Annotated in this window: 12 protein-coding genes; 3 read left to right on the plus strand and 9 right to left on the minus strand. The window is 68.7% G+C overall.

The window, feature by feature from the left end:
- Nucleotides 1–172 precede the first annotated feature (172 nt).
- Together ACWGSK_RS15880 and ACWGSK_RS15885 are read left to right on the plus strand one after the other, a co-directional pair.
- On the plus strand, nt 173–1,327 hold the full coding sequence (locus tag ACWGSK_RS15880; RefSeq protein ID WP_358508691.1) for a sensor histidine kinase: 1,155 nt from the start codon (nt 173–175) through the stop codon (nt 1,325–1,327).
- The gene (locus ACWGSK_RS15885; protein WP_358508693.1) at nt 1,324–2,019 is read left to right on the plus strand and encodes a response regulator transcription factor; all 696 of its coding nucleotides are present in this window, start codon (nt 1,324–1,326) and stop codon (nt 2,017–2,019) included. The genes ACWGSK_RS15880 and ACWGSK_RS15885 overlap by 4 nt, the downstream gene beginning before the upstream one ends.
- A 4-nt stretch (nt 2,020–2,023) precedes the next feature.
- Here the strand turns inward: ACWGSK_RS15885 and ACWGSK_RS15890 are convergent, their stop codons facing one another.
- The 6 genes from ACWGSK_RS15890 to ACWGSK_RS15915 form a co-directional block, all read right to left on the minus strand.
- Nucleotides 2,024–2,866, minus strand: a complete 843-nt coding sequence (locus tag ACWGSK_RS15890; protein ID WP_358508695.1) for an anti-sigma factor — start codon at nt 2,864–2,866, stop codon at nt 2,024–2,026.
- Nucleotides 2,863–3,489, minus strand: a complete 627-nt coding sequence (gene sigM / locus ACWGSK_RS15895) for an RNA polymerase sigma factor SigM (RefSeq protein ID WP_358508697.1) — start codon at nt 3,487–3,489, stop codon at nt 2,863–2,865. Before sigM ends, ACWGSK_RS15890 begins: the two co-directional genes overlap by 4 nt.
- 34 nt (nt 3,490–3,523) lie before the next feature.
- The gene (locus tag ACWGSK_RS15900) at nt 3,524–5,098 is read right to left on the minus strand and encodes a protein kinase family protein (RefSeq protein WP_358508699.1); all 1,575 of its coding nucleotides are present in this window, start codon (nt 5,096–5,098) and stop codon (nt 3,524–3,526) included.
- A gap of 246 nt (nt 5,099–5,344) precedes the next feature.
- Entirely contained in the window at nt 5,345–7,141 is a 1,797-nt protein-coding gene (gene murJ / locus ACWGSK_RS15905; protein ID WP_358508741.1) for a murein biosynthesis integral membrane protein MurJ, read from the minus strand.
- A 165-nt stretch (nt 7,142–7,306) separates the two neighbouring features.
- Nucleotides 7,307–9,148, minus strand: coding sequence for a murein biosynthesis integral membrane protein MurJ (gene murJ, locus ACWGSK_RS15910; RefSeq protein ID WP_358508701.1), 1,842 nt, complete (start codon nt 9,146–9,148; stop codon nt 7,307–7,309).
- Nucleotides 9,149–9,308: 160 nt separating this feature from the next.
- On the minus strand, nt 9,309–11,927 hold the full coding sequence (locus tag ACWGSK_RS15915) for a DUF6049 family protein (protein WP_452456104.1): 2,619 nt from the start codon (nt 11,925–11,927) through the stop codon (nt 9,309–9,311).
- A 310-nt stretch (nt 11,928–12,237) separates the two neighbouring features.
- Between ACWGSK_RS15915 and ACWGSK_RS15920 the strand changes: the two genes are divergently transcribed.
- The gene (locus tag ACWGSK_RS15920) at nt 12,238–13,728 is read left to right on the plus strand and encodes a CCA tRNA nucleotidyltransferase (RefSeq protein ID WP_358508705.1); all 1,491 of its coding nucleotides are present in this window, start codon (nt 12,238–12,240) and stop codon (nt 13,726–13,728) included.
- On the opposite strand, the gene ACWGSK_RS15925 is transcribed toward ACWGSK_RS15920, so the two are convergent.
- The 3 genes from ACWGSK_RS15925 to ACWGSK_RS15935 all read right to left on the minus strand — a co-directional run bounded on the left by ACWGSK_RS15925 (nt 13,718) and on the right by ACWGSK_RS15935 (nt 17,093).
- The gene (locus tag ACWGSK_RS15925; protein WP_452456105.1) at nt 13,718–14,449 is read right to left on the minus strand and encodes a class I SAM-dependent methyltransferase; all 732 of its coding nucleotides are present in this window, start codon (nt 14,447–14,449) and stop codon (nt 13,718–13,720) included. The genes ACWGSK_RS15920 and ACWGSK_RS15925 overlap by 11 nt on opposite strands.
- Before the next feature lie 120 nt (nt 14,450–14,569).
- On the minus strand, nt 14,570–15,865 hold the full coding sequence (locus ACWGSK_RS15930; RefSeq protein ID WP_452456106.1) for an MFS transporter: 1,296 nt from the start codon (nt 15,863–15,865) through the stop codon (nt 14,570–14,572).
- 118 nt (nt 15,866–15,983) lie between these two features.
- Nucleotides 15,984–17,093 (minus strand): inositol-3-phosphate synthase, encoded by a 1,110-nt coding sequence (locus tag ACWGSK_RS15935; protein ID WP_358508711.1) that lies wholly within the window; start codon nt 17,091–17,093, stop codon nt 15,984–15,986.
- Nucleotides 17,094–17,191 lie beyond the last annotated feature (98 nt).

Below are 17,191 nucleotides of genomic sequence, written 5' to 3' on the forward strand. Positions count from 1 at the left end.
CTCACAGGTCGATGTGCTTGGCGTCGTCGATGTGTCCCGACGACATCGATCCTGGATTGCGCACCCCCTCGTCGGCGTCTGCGCGGGGGCTCTCGTTCGTACGTCGGAACGCGTACCGACGCGCGTCCGTGGACCTACGGGCGAGGGAGTCCCCGCTCCCTAGAATCGACGCATGCCGGAACAGTCCACCCGCCAAGGTCTCGTCGTCGACGTCCTGTTCGGCTTCGCCGTGTTCGCTGTGGTGGCGATCGCGGTCGGAGCGGATGTCGGCGGTGAGGGGAATCAGGCCCTGGGTTACGTGATGGCCCTTGTGCTCGGCGCGCTCATGTTGTTGCGCCGACGAGCGCCCGTGATGGTCCTTCTGGCCACCTGCGTCCTGGTCATCGGCAACTACGTCATCGAACTGCCGACGATCGGACTGGCGATCCCCGCGGCCGGAGCCCTGTACTCGGCCGCCGAGGCGGGGAGGACGGAGTGGGCGGCCGGGAGTTCGATCGCTCTCCTCGTGGTGTCGACCCTGGCCCGCCTAGGACAGGGCCAGGACGTCGCCTACCTGCTCGGGTACGAACTCGCGTCCACGGTCGCGGTCATGGGCGCGGCGATCGCGCTCGGGGACGGCGCCAGACAACGTCGCGAGGGGGTACGGCAGCGGGAACGGATCGCCGTGCTGGACGCCCAGGCGCGGGACGCCGAGGCCGCCGAACTGCTGGCGCGGGAACGTACCAGGATCGCCAGGGACCTGCACGACGCGGTGGGGCACCACCTGTCCGTGGTCTCGCTGCACGCCGCGGTCGCCACCGAGGCGTTGGAGGAGGGGGAGGAGGCCGACCTGTCCACCGCTCGTGACGAACTGGCCCACGTCACCCAGGCGTCCCGTGAGGGGTTGCGCGACCTGCGCTCCACGGTCCGGGCCCTGCGCGAGCCGGGAGCGGAGGTCGAACCGATCGCGGGGCTGGCCCACCTGGAGGGGCTCGTGGAATCGGTGCGCGACGCGGGACTGACGGTGCGGGTGTCGGGTTCCGCGGGGGAGGGGCTGACGGCGTTGGTCGACGCGACCGCCTACCGGGTGATCCAGGAGGCGCTGACCAACACGTTGCGGCACGCGCGGGCTCGCCGCGCCGAAGTGCTCCTGGAACGCGACGGTGACGAACTCGTCGTCACGGTGACCGACGACGGGAGGACCATGGAGGTGCCGGTGCGGGAGGGGAGCGGACTGACGGGGATGAGGGAACGGGTGCGTATGGCGGAGGGGACCATGGCGTTCGAGGCGGTGCCCACCGGCGGTTTCCGTGTCGGTGTTCGTCTGCCGGTCGGAGGTGGCGTGTGATCCGGGTGCTGTTGGCCGACGACCAGCCACTGGTGCGGGCCGGGGTGCGGGCGCTGTTGGAACGGGACGGCGACATCGAGGTGGTGTCGGAGGCCTCCGATGGGCGCGCGGCCCTGGTCGAACTCGACCGCTTCCGCCCGGACGTGCTGCTGTTGGATCTGCAGATGCCCGCGGTGGATGGTCTGGGCGTGCTGCGGGAGCTGGAACGTCGACGTGTCGACACGTCGGGGCGCCGACATGTCGACACCCGGGTGGTGGTGCTCACCACTTTCGGGGAGGACGACAACGTGTTCGGGGCGCTGCGCCTGGGTGCCGCCGGGTTCCTCCTCAAGGACGCCGGCCCCCGGGAATTGCGCGAGGCGGTCCGAACGGTCGCCGCGGGCGACGCCCTGCTGTCCCCGGGGGTGACCCGTCGGGTCGTCGAACGTCTGGCACGGGTGGAACCCCCGCCGAACGCGGACGAACGCCTGGCCGGCGTCACCGACCGGGAACGCGAGGTCCTCGCCCTCGTCGGTCGGGGCATGTCCAACCAGGAGATCGGTGGCGAGCTCCACCTCAGCCCGGCCACGGCACGTACCCACGTGGGTCGACTGCTGGCCAAGCTCGGGGTACGGGACCGGGTGGGTCTGGTCGTGGTCGCCTATGAGAGCGGCCTCGTCCGCCCCGGAGAAGGCGGACCCGCACCGCGGTAGTCCGTTAGAGGTTTCCCTCGGCGAGGACGGCCGAGTCCAGGTCACCGCCGCGAGCGCAGGTCGGGTCGACCACGAGCACGTCGACACCCTCACCGCTTCGGATGAACAGGACCCAGGCGCGGTCGGTGCCCTCGGGCCCTTCCCATTGGGCGTCGTCGACCAGGGTGACGTGGGAGTCGGTGGTCGCCTCCACGTGGGCGACGCATTCCCGCGCCCCCTGGGGCAACTTCGCCGATTCCTCCGACTTGACGCCCATGCCGTCGTCCCCGGCCCGGTCCAGGACCTCGGAGGCCTGCGTCGTGAGACCGTCCTCGGTGTAGACGGTGCCGCTGGCCACACTCTCCGCGGAGTAGGACTGGGCGGTGTCCGGGGCGCTCTCGGTCGCGGTGTCCTCCGACAGTTGGGAGGCCGCTCCCATGTCCGGTTCATCGGACATCAGGTTTCCGATCACCGCTGTGCCGGCACCGATGACGAACACCGAAGCGGCGGCCACCATGAGGAGCTTGGGCAGACCGAAACCGCGTCGCTTCCGGTTGATCGGGGTGACGGACGCGGGCGCGTCCGATGCCGTCGGGGGTGTGGTGTCGCGTTCACCGGTGGGCCGGTCCACGTCCGTGCGTTCGGAGACGGCCTCGGAGATCCGACCGTCGAGGAGGTCGGCGACGTCCTGCGGCATCGTGGGCGCCGGGACATCGGCGAGCACGCGGGTGACCCCGGCGAGTTCGTCGATGGTGGTCGCGCAGATGGCGCAGGTCTCGATGTGGTCGGCGACAGAGCGTTCCTCGTCGGGTTCCAGAAGGTCCTCGGCGAAGAAGGCGAGTGCCTCCACCTCAGGATGGGACGTCACGATGGGTTGGCACCTCCTCTCCCAGATGTGACGTCTCGGGGAAGTCCAGGGTTCCTTAGATGAGCCAGGGAAGGAAGTAGTTTGGCGCGACCTCGCGCACATCTGCTCTTGACCGTGCCGGTGGCGACTTCGAGGATGTCGGCGGCCTCGTCGACCCGGTACCCGAGCATGTCCACCAGGGTCAGTGCCATGCGCTGGTCCAAGGGCAGTTGTTCGAGGGCGGCGTGCACGTCCAGGCGGGACTCGGTCTGGGAGGCGTGGTCGGGGGCGCCGCCGGTCCGGCCGAGTCGTTCGTTGGAGATGACGTCGAGCGTCTCGTCCTCGGTGGGGGTGGCCGGCCGGACCTTCCTGCGCCGGAGCCGATCGTGGCACGCGTTCACCACGATCCGGTGCAGCCAGGTGGTGACCTGGGACTCACCTCGGAATCGATCCGCGGCGCGGAAGGCCGAAAGGAAGGCGTCCTGAAGGGCGTCGGACGCTTCCTCGGGGTCATGCATCATCCGGATGGCGACAGCCCAGAGGCGCTCACGGTGTCGGCGAACCAGTACCGCGAACGCCTGCTCGTCACCCTGAGCGTGCCTGGACAACAGCTCCTTGTCAGGGAGCTCCTGGGCCGCTTCCATCAGCGCTGATCACATACCCCACGACTAGAGAGAACTAGAGTCCGCGTACCTCGACCTCGTTGACGCTTCCACGGTAGCGGTCGCCGTCCGCGGGTAGTTCGACGAACCAGACCACGACGTACTGTCCGGTCACGCTCTCTTCGAGCTGCACCGTCTCCGAGCCGTTGACCGAGCCCTCCCAGGCGACGGGAAGGGCGGCGTCGAGGGCCGCCGGGTCCGTGGCGGAGACGTCGTCACCGACCCGGATCTGCATACCGAAGTCCTTGTCGGGCGTGATCAGGTCGAGCTCGTGTACCTCCTTGGCCGAACCCAGGTCGATGAGCAGACCGACGCCGGCCTTCTCGGTGCCCATCGGGTCCTTGTAGCCCTCGGTGTTCCACTGGGTGCTCGGGTCGCCGTCGTGCGCGAGCCCCGCCTTGTCCCCGTGTTCGCTGCCGTCACCGAGCGGGTCGAACCCGTCGGACGCGGCGATGGGGAGGACCTCCAGTTCGGCGCTGTCGACGACGTCCTCGGTGGCGTCCGCGCTGGGGTCGGCCTCTTCACCGGAGCCCGAACGCAGGTTCGTGCCGAGTGTCCAGGCGCCCGCGACCACACCGGCGAACAACAGGACGGCCACGGCGCCGATGAGCAGGCGCTTGGTCGACGATCCCTGGTCACGGGAGTCGCGTTGTTCCATTCGCGAGGCCGCCGGGGGCCGGGACCCGCCCGAACGCGCGGCGGTGGAGCCGTTGCGGGCGCTGCGACGGGGACCGGTGGTGGTGTCGAACTCACCCGTGCGCCGGGAGGTGCCGGGTTCGGGCGGGGGGACCGCCTCCGCCGGAGCCACGGGCAGGGGGATGAGACGGGGGACCTCGGCCAGGGCCGCGCAGAACTCCGCGGGGGTGGTGATGGGCGGGCCCGGCACCATCTGACCGACCAGCTGCGGCAGGGCCGCGCGGGTGGTGATGGTGGCGAGCTGTTCGGTGATGCCCTGACGCAGTTGACCGGGAGGGTAGGGGCCCATCGGTCCTTGCGGGGCGCCGGGCAGGCCGCTCTGCGGTCCGCCCGGCCAGTAGCCGGTGAGGGCCGCGTACAGCAGGTTGCCCAGCCCCTGGGCGTCGATGGCACCGGGTTGGGGGACGTTGCTGCCCAGCAGCGCGGCGTCCACCCCGATACCGGTGACCTTGACCGCTCCGCCGCTGCTCCACATGAGCTTGCCGGGGGACAGACAAAGGTGATGGAGACCGTTGGCGTGGGCGGCGGCGATGGCCTCGGCGGCCTCGGCGACCAGACCCGCGGCGCGTTCGGGCTCCATGGGGCCCTGCTGGAGCAGTTCGGCCAGGGAGGAGCCGATGACCCACTCCTCGACCACATAGGGGATGGGTGAGGTGTCGTCGGCGTCGAAGACCTGGGTCACGCGTGCGTCGGGCACACGGCTGGTGGCCCTGGCGGCTCGCACGACCTCTGACGTTCGGGGGAAACCGTCGGCGAAGGTCCATACGGCGACCGGACGCGCCAGCGTCTCGTCGGTGGCTTTCCACCGGGTCGCACCACCGGTCTCGCTCACCACGTGGTCGAGTCGGTAGCGGTTGGCCAGCTTCGCCCCGGGTTCGATCAGGAAGGTGCTCATGATGGGAGTGACGGGTGCCAGTGCCGCTGAGTCGCGTGGTTCCCATGCGGGTTCACACGAGGGGATCGGCCCTGTCTGCTGTCCCCAGCCTCCCTTCGGGCAGCTCGGATGAACGATGCTTTGGCGGTAAAGCGGTGTCTGTCCATGCTAGGACGCGTGAACAGCCTCTTTGGAGGACATTGATTACCCATCGACCTTCCTGGACGTATTCGTATCCGACTACCCAAGGTCATCCATTCCAGGTGATCAGCGGCGTCGTAGTCGTGTCTTGAGCAAATCCAGGAAGGATGTGACTTCGGACACATTGAGGAACTTGGCCGAGACCACGAACAGTACGGCACCGACCAGGCCTCCGGCCACCATCGAGGAGAGAGCCGGCCACAGATCACCGGGCAGACCATTGAAGACCACGAGCATCAGGATGCCGAAGAGGGCCGCGGGGACGGTGGCCAGGTGCAACTTGAACAAGGTGACCACGGTGCGACGCCCGTCCAGGCCGTTGAGTCGCTTGTGGAGGATGTACCACATGATCGCCGAACCCACGATGTAGTACAGGCCGTAGGGGACCGGCAACCACACCACGATGTGCTGCGGGGTCTCCGCGAACACGAACAACAGGGCGACACCGGTGATGGCGTGCGTGATCTCCGAGGGGATCGCCACCAGGGCGGGCGTACGGGTGTCGCCCAGCGCGTAGAAGACACGCATCTGTAGCTGGAACAGCGTGAACGGGATCAACATCACGCAGAAGACCATCAGGATCCGACCGATGGCCGCGGCGTCCTCGGCGCTGGTGCTGCCCTGCGCGTAGATCATCACGCAGAACGGGATGGCGAAGACGATCATCGCCACCGCGATCGGCACGATCAACACCGAGGAGAGACGGAAGCCCCGGGAGAAGTCACTGCGGACCTGGTCCTTGCGGCCGGCCGCGACGTGTTCGCTCATTCGGGGCAGCAGCGCCGTGATCACCGAGACCGCGATGATCGCGTACGGCAGCTGGAACAGCATCGAGGCGAACTTGTAGGCCGCGATGCCCGATCCGCTGTCGTAACCCAGCTCCGCCGACATCGCCCCGGCGCGCGTGGCGACGTTGGTGGAGACGAGGGCGCCCACCTGCGCGACCACGATGTACAGCATCATCCAGGAGGCGGCGCCGGCCGCCTCGCTCAGGCCCGAACCCCGCAGGTCCAGACGCGGCCGCCAGCGGAAGCCCGCCGCGAACAGCGCCCAGATCAGCACGGCGGCCTGCACGACCTGGCCCAGCGCGGTCCCCAGGCCCAGCAGCGCGATCTCGCCCTGCGTGATGGTCTCCGGGGTCCGTCCCGGGCCGGCGATGCTCAGGAACCACAGGCAGATGCCGATGATCACGACGTTGTTCAGCACCGGAGCCCACATGGGGGCGCCGAACTTGTTCCGCGCGTTCAGCATCGCGCTGGCCAGACCGCTGGCGCCGATGAAGAAGATCTGCAGCACCAGGTACCGGGCGAGGATCACCGAGACGTCGTACTGCGCCCCGCTGAACCCGCCCGCGTAGATCCTGATGAACCACTCGGCGATCAGCACCGAGACCAGGGTCAGCACGAACAGACCGAGCAGCATCAGGGTGACCAGGCGCTGTTCGGTCTTGTCGCCGCCGTCCTGGTCGAGCTTGCGTCGCTTGACCAGGAACGGCACGAACACACTGGCCAACAACCCGCCGATGAGCAGGTCGTAGATCATGTACGGGACCATGCCCGCGGTCTGATAGGCGTCGCCCAGCAGCTGGGTGCCGATCGCGGCGGCCAGGACGATGGTCCGGACGAAGCCGGTCACACGCGAGGCGATCGTGCCGACCGCCATGATCGCGGTCGACTTGGCGATGTTGCCCGGACCGGTGTGGGACGAACCACCGATCTCGTCGCCGTCCTCCATACCGGCGCGGTCCGCGGTACCCACGTCACCGATGTCGCTCGGATCCCGGAGGGTCTTCAGACCGGTCTCGGGTTCGCCCTGGGGTTCTGAACGTTCATACGCGTCGAGCACGTCCTCCGGCATCACCATCTGGCGACCGGAGCGTTGCTTCGGAGGGTCCTCGGGTCCGTTCCGGGAACCGTCGGCGTACTGACGGGGGTTGTCGCTGGACACCGTCGGGCGGTCCTTTTCTGACTGAGTGCGGCTACGGGTTCGTGCGCCGGCGGGTACGGGGCCGGAACGAGGGGACGTTCATCATCGACGCAGCCGACCGCGGATCAGTTCCACCGCGGCGCTCAGTTCGGGCACGCGCAGCACGCGCGCGGACACGAGGAAGAGCAGGGCGCCGGCGACGCAACCCACCAGGGGAGCGCCGACGTAGGTGAACAGACCGGGACCGACGTAGGCGTCGAAGAACCAGAGCACACCGAAGCCCGCCGCGATGCTGGGGATGACGGCCAGGTGCAGGCGCAACAATGTGCCAAGCACGTGCTTTCCGTCAAGTCCCCCGATACGACGACTGATCACCTGACCGGCGATGGTCAGACCGGACAGGAACGACAGCATGAAGCCCGAGGCGACACCGACCACGACCATGTTCGGCGGCAGCAGCAGGTAGGCCACCAGTGCCAGCGCGCTGTGCACGGCGAGGTTCGCGCCACCGATGAGGGCGGGGGTCTTCGTGTCGCCCATGGCGAAGAAGACGCGCAGCATCAGCTGGAAGACCGTGAACGGCACCAGACCGAGCGACATGACCGCGAGGATCTGGCCGATGGCGACCGCGTCGGCCACCGAGACCGACCCGCGCGCGAAGGCCAGGATGGACAGCGGCTCGGCGAACATCGCGACCGCGAAGGCGGTCGGCACCAGCACGAAGGCGGAGATCCTCAGGGTGCGGGAGAAGTCCGAGCGGACCGCGTCCCAGTTCCGATCGTCGGCGTGCGCGCTCATGCGGGGCAGGAGAACGGTGATCAGCGAGACCGCGATGATCGCGTAGGGCAACTGGAAGAGCTGGTAGGCCAGGTTGTAGGCGCTGATGCCCGCGCCCACGTCCAGGCCCTCTTCGATGCTCGCGACGTTGGCGGCGTTGGCGATGTTGGTGGTGATCCACAGCCCGGCCTGGGTGAGCAGGGTGTAGAGCATCATCCAGCCGGCGGTTCGGAGCGCCTCGCCGAGCCCGGAGCCGCGCAGGTCGAGCCGGGGACGCCACCGGTAACCGGTGCGGGACAGGGCGATGAACAGGACCAGGGCCTGCATGGCCATGCCCGCCGCGGTGCCCGCGCCCAGCAGGGTCAGCTCGGAACCGGTGACCGTGTCGGGGGTCTTCCCGGGCCCGGCCACGAGTAGGAACAACCCGGCCACGCACATGATGATGACGTTGTTCAGCACCGGAGCCCACACGGCGGCGCCGAACTTGTTCCGGGTGTTGAGCATCGCGCTGAGCAGGCCGCTCAGACCAACGAAGAAGATCTGCGAGAGCAGGAAACGCGCCAGGTAGACGGACGCCTCGAACTGCAGCGGGGTGAACCGGGAACCGTACAGCCAGATCAGAGCCTCGGCGGCCAGGATCGCGACCGTGGTCACCACCAGCAACGCCAGCACCATCGAGGTGAACAGGCGGTCCTCGGTGGCCTTGCCACCGTCCAGGTCGTTCTTGCGTCGCTTGACCAGGAACGGGATGACCACGGAGGCCATCAGGCCACCGATGAGCAGGTCGTTCAGGATGAAGGGGATCGTGTGCGCCGTGTGGTAGGCGTCACCGAGCAGGTGGGTTCCGATGGCCGCGGCGAGCACGATGGTCCGCGCGAATCCGGTCAGTCGGGAGGCCATGGTGCCCACGGCCATGATCGCGCTGGAACGCATCATGCCGCCGGAGCCCTTCTCCGCCGCGGGCTTGTCCGCCACGGGTTCGGCGTCGGGCGCGGGGTCGCGTGGGGCGTCCATGGGCTCGGGGAACTCACCATCCTCGGAGGAGGGCGTCGAGCCCGGGTAGGGCCGGGTCGCGCTGTCGCCCGGGAGGGACCCGTCGAAGTGCTTACTGTGCCTCGGCGAGTAACGAGGGGGTTGTTCGTCGCCGTTAGGGGATTCGGTGACCACCGTGGATCAGGGTTCCTTTCATCGGAGGTATCGAGACGCGACTCCGGGGCCCGGAGCCTCGCGAGGGGTGCGGGCGTGGTGACGTGTGGACAAGGGAACAGGTCGACGGGGCGACATGTCGTCATGTCGCCCCGTCATCTCGTCGACACGGCTTCGGGCTTCACGCGCGGGTGTCGCCGTCATTCGACCGGTCCTCGCCGGGTTCGGTGTCCTCGGGGACGGACTCGCCCTCGGAGTCGGATGAGTCCTCGGAACGGGACGTGTCCTCGGGTTCGGTGTCCTTCGCGTCCTGCTCGGACCTCGCGTCCTCGCCGTCGCTCGGTTCCTCTTCATCCTCGTTGCCCGCGTCGCCCTCGTCGTCCTTGTCGCCGTCAGGGGCGCCGCCCTCGGCCGCGTCGGCCTTGGCGGCCTGTCGGCGGGCCCACTTGCGCAGTGCCCTCGGGGCCAGGGCCGCGACCAGGATCAGCAGTCCGATCCCGCTGATGAGCAGTGCCTGTGTGCCCAGACCCGTGGCGTTCACCTGGATCACGGTGTCCTGCGGGCTGATCGGCTCACCGTTGGAGTTCTGCAGGCTCACGTGGACCGCGGTGGTCCCGTTGATCCTCGCCGAGAGCGGCACGTAGACGGTCGTCTTGGCGCCCGGGGCGATCTGGAAGTCGGACGTGTAGGTGCCGATGCCGAGCCGTTCGGCGTTCTCCGAGTAGATCGACAGGTGCACGTAGACCGACTCGTCCTCCAGGTCGTTGGCGACGAGTACACCGGTGATCCCGGTGCTGCTGGCCAGGGTCACCGGTTCGCCCGGGATGACCCGCACGTCCTGCATCCGCTCCTGCACCGACTGACCGACCACCGAACGGGTCGCCCCGGCCAGGGCCTCGCGCTCACGCCAGTACACCGACTCCAGACGCACGATGGCCGGACGGAAGGGGTCGCTGTCCCCGACGAGGATGCTGTTGAACAGGCGCACGTCCCGACTCACGTCCTCGACCTCGCCGAGGTAGCCGGAGCCGAGCTCCTGTTCGGCGGCCCGGTCCGGATAACGCAGGCCCGACCGGGTCTCCTCCTGGTCGTCCTGGGAGGGCGGCTCGACCTCGTCCAGACGTTCGGGGGAGAGCCACGGTAGGTCCTCGGTGGCTTCGAGGACGCCGGACGCCAGTTCCGTGCCGGGGTCCCAACCGGCCGGGGGAGCGGCCACCACGACACGGTCGCCGCCGACGTTCTCACTCGCGATCATCGCGGTCTCCGCGGCGAACCGTTGCAAGGCCAGGGTGGACTCACCGGGGCCGTGCGAGGGCATGGACAGCACCTCGGTCAGGCCCGCGTCGGCGACCAGGGCGAACGGGTCGTCCTCGTCGTCCTCACCGGCCGGGAGGGGGGCCTGCGCGGTGGGGGTGGTGGAGAGCCAGGACGCGGTCGGCATCGCCGATTCGCGCAGGATGAATCGGTGGGCGTCGTGTGAGGCGTACAGCTGCTGGACGTTCTCGTCCATGAGACCGCGGGCCGGGAACGCGTACCTGGAGTCGGGCTCCATCGCCAGGGAACGGCGCACCGCCTCCTGGGCCAGGGTCAGGGAGGCGTCGGCGTCGACGTGCAGGTCGTTGCGCAACAGCGCGACCAGGTCGGTGTTGGCGTACGGGGTGGTCACGACGGTGTCGGCGGGCAGGATCCGCCGGGCCTCGCGCAGCCACACCTGGGCGGGGACGTCGGCGGCGCGCTGGTGGCGTTCCGGTTCGACCCCCTCGGGGACCTCCAGCAGATCCTCCAGGACGTCGTGTTCCTCCGCGGCGATGCGCAGGACGTCGTCCATGGTCCCAGGGTCGATCGCCCAGGTGATGGGGACACCCTCGGTCCGCGTGGGGGTCTCCTCCTCGTCCTCCTCGCCCCCTTCGGTCTCCTCGGGTGCGTCCGGGGCCTCCGTGGCGCCGTCCTCCGGAGACGCGCTCGCCTCGGGGGATGGGGGCTCCTCCGCGGTGGCGTCGTCCTCGGTGGGCTCCGCGCTGGGAGGCTCCTCGCCAGGGGACAGTTCGGCCGTCGGGCTCTCGGCGTCGGGTGAGGGCTCGTCCTCGGTGGGCTCCTCCTCCAGGCCGAGCTCGTCGACGAGGTCCTCGTCGCCGGGATCGAAGGACAGGGGGACCTGGGCGCCGGCGGCCAGGAGACGGCCCAGACGCCCCTCCTCGGTCACGGACGAGTGCAGGTCCTCGCTCAGGAAGGTGTCGTCGTCGGCGCGCTGTGGTTCGTCCATCAGCGGCCAGACCCAGGCCAGGTCGAGTTCGTCGACGTCGTCGTTCCCGGTGTAGGGGAGGAAGGTGTACTGAGCGCCCAACTGTTCGCCGTCGCCGTCCAGGGCCTCCACGACCATGGGGTACACGCCGTAGGAGCCCAGGTCGAGATCCTCCGCCGGGGTGCTGAGCGAGTACTCCAGGCCCTGGTCGGGCTCCAACGCGCCCTTGAACTCCTTCTCCGGTCCCTCCGCGTCCGGCTGCCAGCCGTCGCCGGTGGCGAACTCGTCCATCTCCTCGCGGGTGTTGAAGGAGTGCCGCGAGTAACGGATCCGGACGGTGACGTCCTCGATCGAGGTGTCGGTGGCGTTGGTCACCTCACCCGACACGCGTAGCGTGCTGTCCTCGTCGATGGCGTCCGGCGTGATCCGGTCCACGACGATCGGAGGCACCGACTCCTCGTTCTCAGGTTCCGCCGCGACGGGTGAGAGCGTGGCCGGGATCGGAAGCAGCGCGGCGGTCATGGCCATGACCGCGGCCGCGGAAGCAGTTCGACGCAACGCTTGACCGGTTTCCTGATTCGGGGCCAGGGGTCCGTCCCGCCGGGGCCGTGAAGTGACGGGGCGGGGACGGATCGGGGTGCCCGCGCGGCGCGCTCGGCGTGAGGCGGGGCCGGTGGCCGCAGGACGAAAGTGACGGGCCACCACTCCACCAGAAGATACCGTGTCCACCGAACCCGGGTTCTGGTGCGCCCGGTCGCCCGGCGCGTGGCGGGGACAGCATTTCATCCGGTGCGGGGTACGCGCCAGAGGCGACGCGAGCAGGTCGGCGATTCGCGGTCACCCCGCGAGGCCGCTTAATCTGCGTGGTGTGCCGAACACAGAGTTTTCGAGTGAGAACGACACCGCCCCTACCCGGCCCGTGGTGAACGAGCCGACCGGTGAGCAGCGGGCGGCGATCACCGCGTTGATCGACTCGATCCGCCCGATCCCCGAGGACCTCGGGGATCGTTTCGCCGCGCACGACCAACAACTCGCCCTCGTCGGTGGCCCGGTGCGCGACGCTCTCCTCGGGCGTGTCTCCAACGACGTGGACCTCACCACCGACGCCGTACCCCAGCAGATCCTGAAGCTGGTCGATGGCTGGGCGGACTCGGTGTGGACCGTCGGCATCGAGTTCGGCACGGTGGGTCTGCGCAAGAGGGGGCTCCAACTGGAGATCACCACCTATCGCAGCGAGGACTACTCTCCCAAGTCACGCAAGCCCGAGGTGTCCTACGGCACCGACATCCACGACGACCTGCTGCGCCGCGACTTCACGGTGAACGCGATGGCGGTGCGCCTGCCCGACGTCGAGTTCGTGGACCCCTTCGGTGGCCTGGCCGACCTGCGGGCCAAGATCCTGCGCACACCGGGGCGCCCGGAGGACTCCTTCAGCGACGACCCGCTGCGCATCATGCGAGCGGTGCGCTTCGCCGCCCAGCTCGGCTTCGAACTGGCTCCCGAGGTGGTCGAGGCCGCCCGGAACATGGCGGACCGGCTCTCCATCGTCTCCGCGGAGCGCATCCGCGACGAGCTCACCAAGCTCATGCTCAGCCCGAACCCGCGCCGGGGCATCGAACTCATGGTGGACCTGGGCATCGCCGAGTACGTGCTCCCGGAGATCCCCAAGATGCGCCTGGAGATCGACGAGCACCACCGGCACAAGGACGTCTACGAGCACTCGCTCACCGTCCTGGACCAGGCCATGGAACTGGAGCGTTCCCGTGGGCACGAACCCGACCTGGTTCTGCGCCTGGCCGCGCTGCTGCACGACATCGGCAAGCCCAAGACCCGTTCCTTCGAGGGCGGCAACCGGGTGACCTTCCACCACCACGAGGTGGTGGGCGCCTCCATGAGCCGCAAGCGACTCACCGCGCTGCGCTTCCCCAAGGACGTGATCACCCAGGTCGGCGCCCTCGTCGCGCTGCACCTTCGTTTCCACGGCTATGGCAAGGGGGAGTGGACCGACTCCGCCGTGCGCCGCTACGCCCGTGACGCCGGTGACCAGCTGGAGCGGCTGCACATCCTCACGCGCGCGGACTGCACCACCCGCAACCGGCGCAAGGCCGCGTCGCTCTCACGTTCCTACGACGACATGGAGCGACGCATCTCCGAACTCGCCGAACAGGAGGAGTTGGACAAGATCCGGCCCGACCTGGACGGCAACGAGATCCAGGAGATCCTCGACATCAAGCCCGGCCCCCTGATCGGCAAGGCGTACCGGTTCCTGCTGGAACTGCGCTTGGAGAACGGCCCCATGGCCAAGGAGGACGCCGCCGCGGAGCTGCGCTCCTGGGCGGCCGATCACCTCAAGGATTGAGACCCGGCTTGACGGCGGTGACGACCATCGCCATGCCGAAGACCCGTGCCGGGGTGCCCTCCAGGCCGTCCGAGACGGGCTGGAGGGCCCGCATTCGGCGGTCGAGCGGCGGCATGAGGTAGTCGATGGACCGCACCCGCAGGCCCGCGTCACGCAGCAGACGTCCCATCTCCTGGGTGGTGAACGCCCGCGCGTCCGACATCCGCTCGTGCAGCGGACGGATCCACGGCAGGAACGGGACGGTCAGCGCGGAACGGCGCCGTTCTCCCCACATGACCCCGTGGGTCTCGAACGGGAACCACCGGTTGGGCGTGGTGATGGAGAAGGCCCCACCGGGCTTGAGCACCCGGTGGATCTCGGCGAGACTCTCCTCCAGGTGGTCGAGGTGTTCGAGCACCTCGAACGCGGTGACCCGGTCGAAGGTGTTGGCGTCGAAGGCGAGTGCGTCGGCCGACATCTTGTGCAGGCCGATCCGGTCCTCCAGGTCGGTGCCGGACACACGCGCGGCGAAGTCTTCGAGGCGGGCGGGTTCGACGTCGACGGCGTCCACCCTCACGAACCCCTCGGCGAGTTCCACCGTGTAGGTGCCGTCTCCGCAGCCGACGTCGAGCAGTCGGTCACCACGGGTGGGGAGCTGCCGGCGTACCGCCCCGATCCTCTTGGTGACCCCGCGCGCTCCGAAGGCGCTGGAGGGGTTGCCGAGTCCGTAGTCGACGCTCATGGTCACCATCTCCTCATCGATCGGTCACTGCGGGGACACTACATTAAGTGACTCTTTGGCTACTCATGGATGAGTCGATGAGGCGACAGGTCGACGGGGAGACAACTCGACAGGTCGACTTCAGGAGGCGGAACGCTCCAAGTCGGAACGGGCCAGGCGGCGGGCCCGAACGGTCCAGGCCCAGCCCATCGCGAGGAAGGCCGACGCCATCACCGTGATCACCGGCACGCTCACCCCGGACAAGGGAACCAGCCCCGCGGCCAGTGCCGCGCCCAGTACGAACGTGGCGTTGAAGAGCACGTCGTATACGGAGAAGACCCGACCACGGAACGCGTCGTCGACATGTCGTTGAACCAACGTGTCGACGGTCACCTTCACGCCTTGGGAGACGAAACCCAGCACGAACGCGGCCACCGGGAACAGCGCGGGGGAGAAGGGCAGCGCGAACACCAGCAGAGCCACCGCCGCCGACGCCAACAGGGCGGCGATCCAGGAGCTCGCCCCGATCCGCGCGGTCGCCGACGGAGTGGCCACGGCCCCCAGGAAGAACCCGAGCGCGAGCAGCCCGGCGGACACGGAGAACCCGGCCAGACCGGCGACACCGCCCCCGGTGAAGGTGTTGTTGTACAGCAGCAGGGTCACCAGGCTGGAGACGCCGAACAGGATCCGGTGGCCGCCGATGGTGAGCAGCGCGGCGCGAGCCGGGACGCGCTCCCAGATGTGCCGGACCCCGGAGACCATGCCGTGCACCACGTTGCCGAGGGCGGCCCGAACCTCCTCCGGCTCCCTCTCCAGGTGCGGACCCAGCTCCCGGTAGCGCAGCGTGAGCGAGACCAGGGCGGTCCCGGCGAAGCCCAGCGCGCCCACGAACAGGATGATCCCGGTTCCCAAGGCCTGTTCGCCGCCGATCATCCCGATGGCGAGACCGACACCGGTCCCGAGGGAACTGGCGACGGTGCCGCAGGTGGGCGTGACGGCGTTGGCCATCATCAGCTTGTCGCGGGACACCACGTACGGCAGCCCCGCGGAGAGGCCGGAGAGGAAGAAGCGGTTGACGCTCAGCACCAGGAGCGCCGCGACGAAGAACGCGGGCCCTTCGCCGCCCGCGACCAAGAACGCGGTCACCGTGGCCAGGACCGCCTTGAACACCGAGGACAGCAACAGGACCTGACGGCGGGGCCACCGGTCGATGAGGACCCCGGCGAACGGGGCGACAACGGAGAAGGGCAGGAGCAACACGGCGAAGGCCGCGGCCACCTCTCCGGCGCCGGTGTGCTGTTCGGGGTTGAAGAAGACGAAGCCGGCCAGCCCGGCCTGGTAGATCCCGTCGGAGAACTGCGAGACCAACCGGGTACCGAACAGCCGACGGAACCGGGATCCCTGGAGGACCGCGCGCAGATCGCCGAAGAAGGACACCCGCCAAGGATAGGAGAGCCGACGGTGCCCGGGGAGGGGAGGAAGGGAGAGACGGGGGCGCCCGGGACCGCTACGGCCCCGGGCGGCGCCTCTTCCTGTTTCCTACGCGACCCGCGGGCTACTCGTCACCCGCGATACCGTGCTCGCCCGAGATACCGTGCTCACCCGAGATGAACTGTTCCACCGCGTCGTGGGCGTGGGCGTCGCTGTACTGCTCTGGCGGCGACTTCATGAAGTAGGAGGACGGAGCCAGGATCGGACCACCGATACCGCGGTCCATGGCGATCTTCGTGGCGCGGACCGCGTCGATGATGATGCCGGCCGAGTTGGGGGAGTCCCACACCTCCAGCTTGTACTCCAGGTTCAGCGGGACGTCACCGAACGCGCGCCCCTCCAACCGGATGTACGCCCACTTGCGGTCGTCCAGCCACGGCACGTGGTCCGAGGGGCCGATGTGCACCGCGCCGGCGTTGAGCTCGTGCGGGATCTGCGAGGTGACCGACTGGGTCTTGGAGATCTTCTTGGACTCCAGCCGCTCGCGCTCCAACATGTTCTTGAAGTCCATGTTGCCGCCGAAGTTCAGCTGGTAGGTGCGGTCCACGACCACGCCCCGGTCCTCGAACAGCTTGGACAGCACCCGGTGGGTGATGGTCGCGCCGATCTGGGACTTGATGTCGTCACCGACGATCGGCACCCCGGCCTTGGTGAACTTCTCGGCCCACTCGGGGTCGGAGGCGATGAACACCGGGAGGGCGTTGACGAAGCCCACTCCGGCGTCGATGGCGCACTGGGCGTAGAACTTGTCGGCCTCCTCCGATCCCACGGGGAGGTAGGAGACCAGGACGTCGGCCTTGCTCGCCTTGAGGGCGGCGACCACGTCCACGGCGTCCTCGGAGGACTCCTGGATCGTCTCGCGGTAGTACATGCCCAGACCGTCGTAGGTCGGGCCGCGCATGACGGTCACGCCGGTCGGCGGGACGTCACAGATCTTGATGGTGTTGTTCTCACTGGCGGCGATCGCGTCGGCGAGGTCGTGGCCGACCTTCTTGGCGTCCACGTCGAAGGCGGCGACGAACTCGATGTCGCGCACGTGGTACGGGCCGAACCGGACATGCATCAGGCCAGGGACCCGGGAGTCCGGGTCGGCGTCCTTGTAGTAATGCACGCCTTGGACGAGTGACGCCGCACAGTTGCCGACGCCCACGACGGCTACACGTACCGAACCCATTGGTCCTTGCTCCTTCTTCTTCGCGAACATGGATTCCACGGCGCATGGCGACGGCCCCACGCCGACGGCGGTCCGGGGGTCGTCATCCTGCGTCCGTA

The organism is Nocardiopsis sp. NPDC055551 (assembly GCF_053619415.1).

What these genes read in the sequence shown, in the direction of transcription:
- ACWGSK_RS15880 (WP_358508691.1), top strand. Translation starts at nt 173, where the DNA reads ATGCCGGAACAGTCCACCCGCCAAGGTCTCGTCGTCGACGTCCTGTTC.
- sigM (WP_358508697.1), bottom strand. Translation starts at nt 3,489, where the DNA reads ATGGAAGCGGCCCAGGAGCTCCCTGACAAGGAGCTGTTGTCCAGGCAC.
- ACWGSK_RS15900 (WP_358508699.1), bottom strand. Translation starts at nt 5,098, where the DNA reads ATGAGCACCTTCCTGATCGAACCCGGGGCGAAGCTGGCCAACCGCTAC.
- murJ (WP_358508741.1), bottom strand. Translation starts at nt 7,141, where the DNA reads ATGGTGATGCCGGAGGACGTGCTCGACGCGTATGAACGTTCAGAACCC.
- ACWGSK_RS15925 (WP_452456105.1), bottom strand. Translation starts at nt 14,449, where the DNA reads ATGAGCGTCGACTACGGACTCGGCAACCCCTCCAGCGCCTTCGGAGCG.
- ACWGSK_RS15935 (WP_358508711.1), bottom strand. Translation starts at nt 17,093, where the DNA reads ATGGGTTCGGTACGTGTAGCCGTCGTGGGCGTCGGCAACTGTGCGGCG.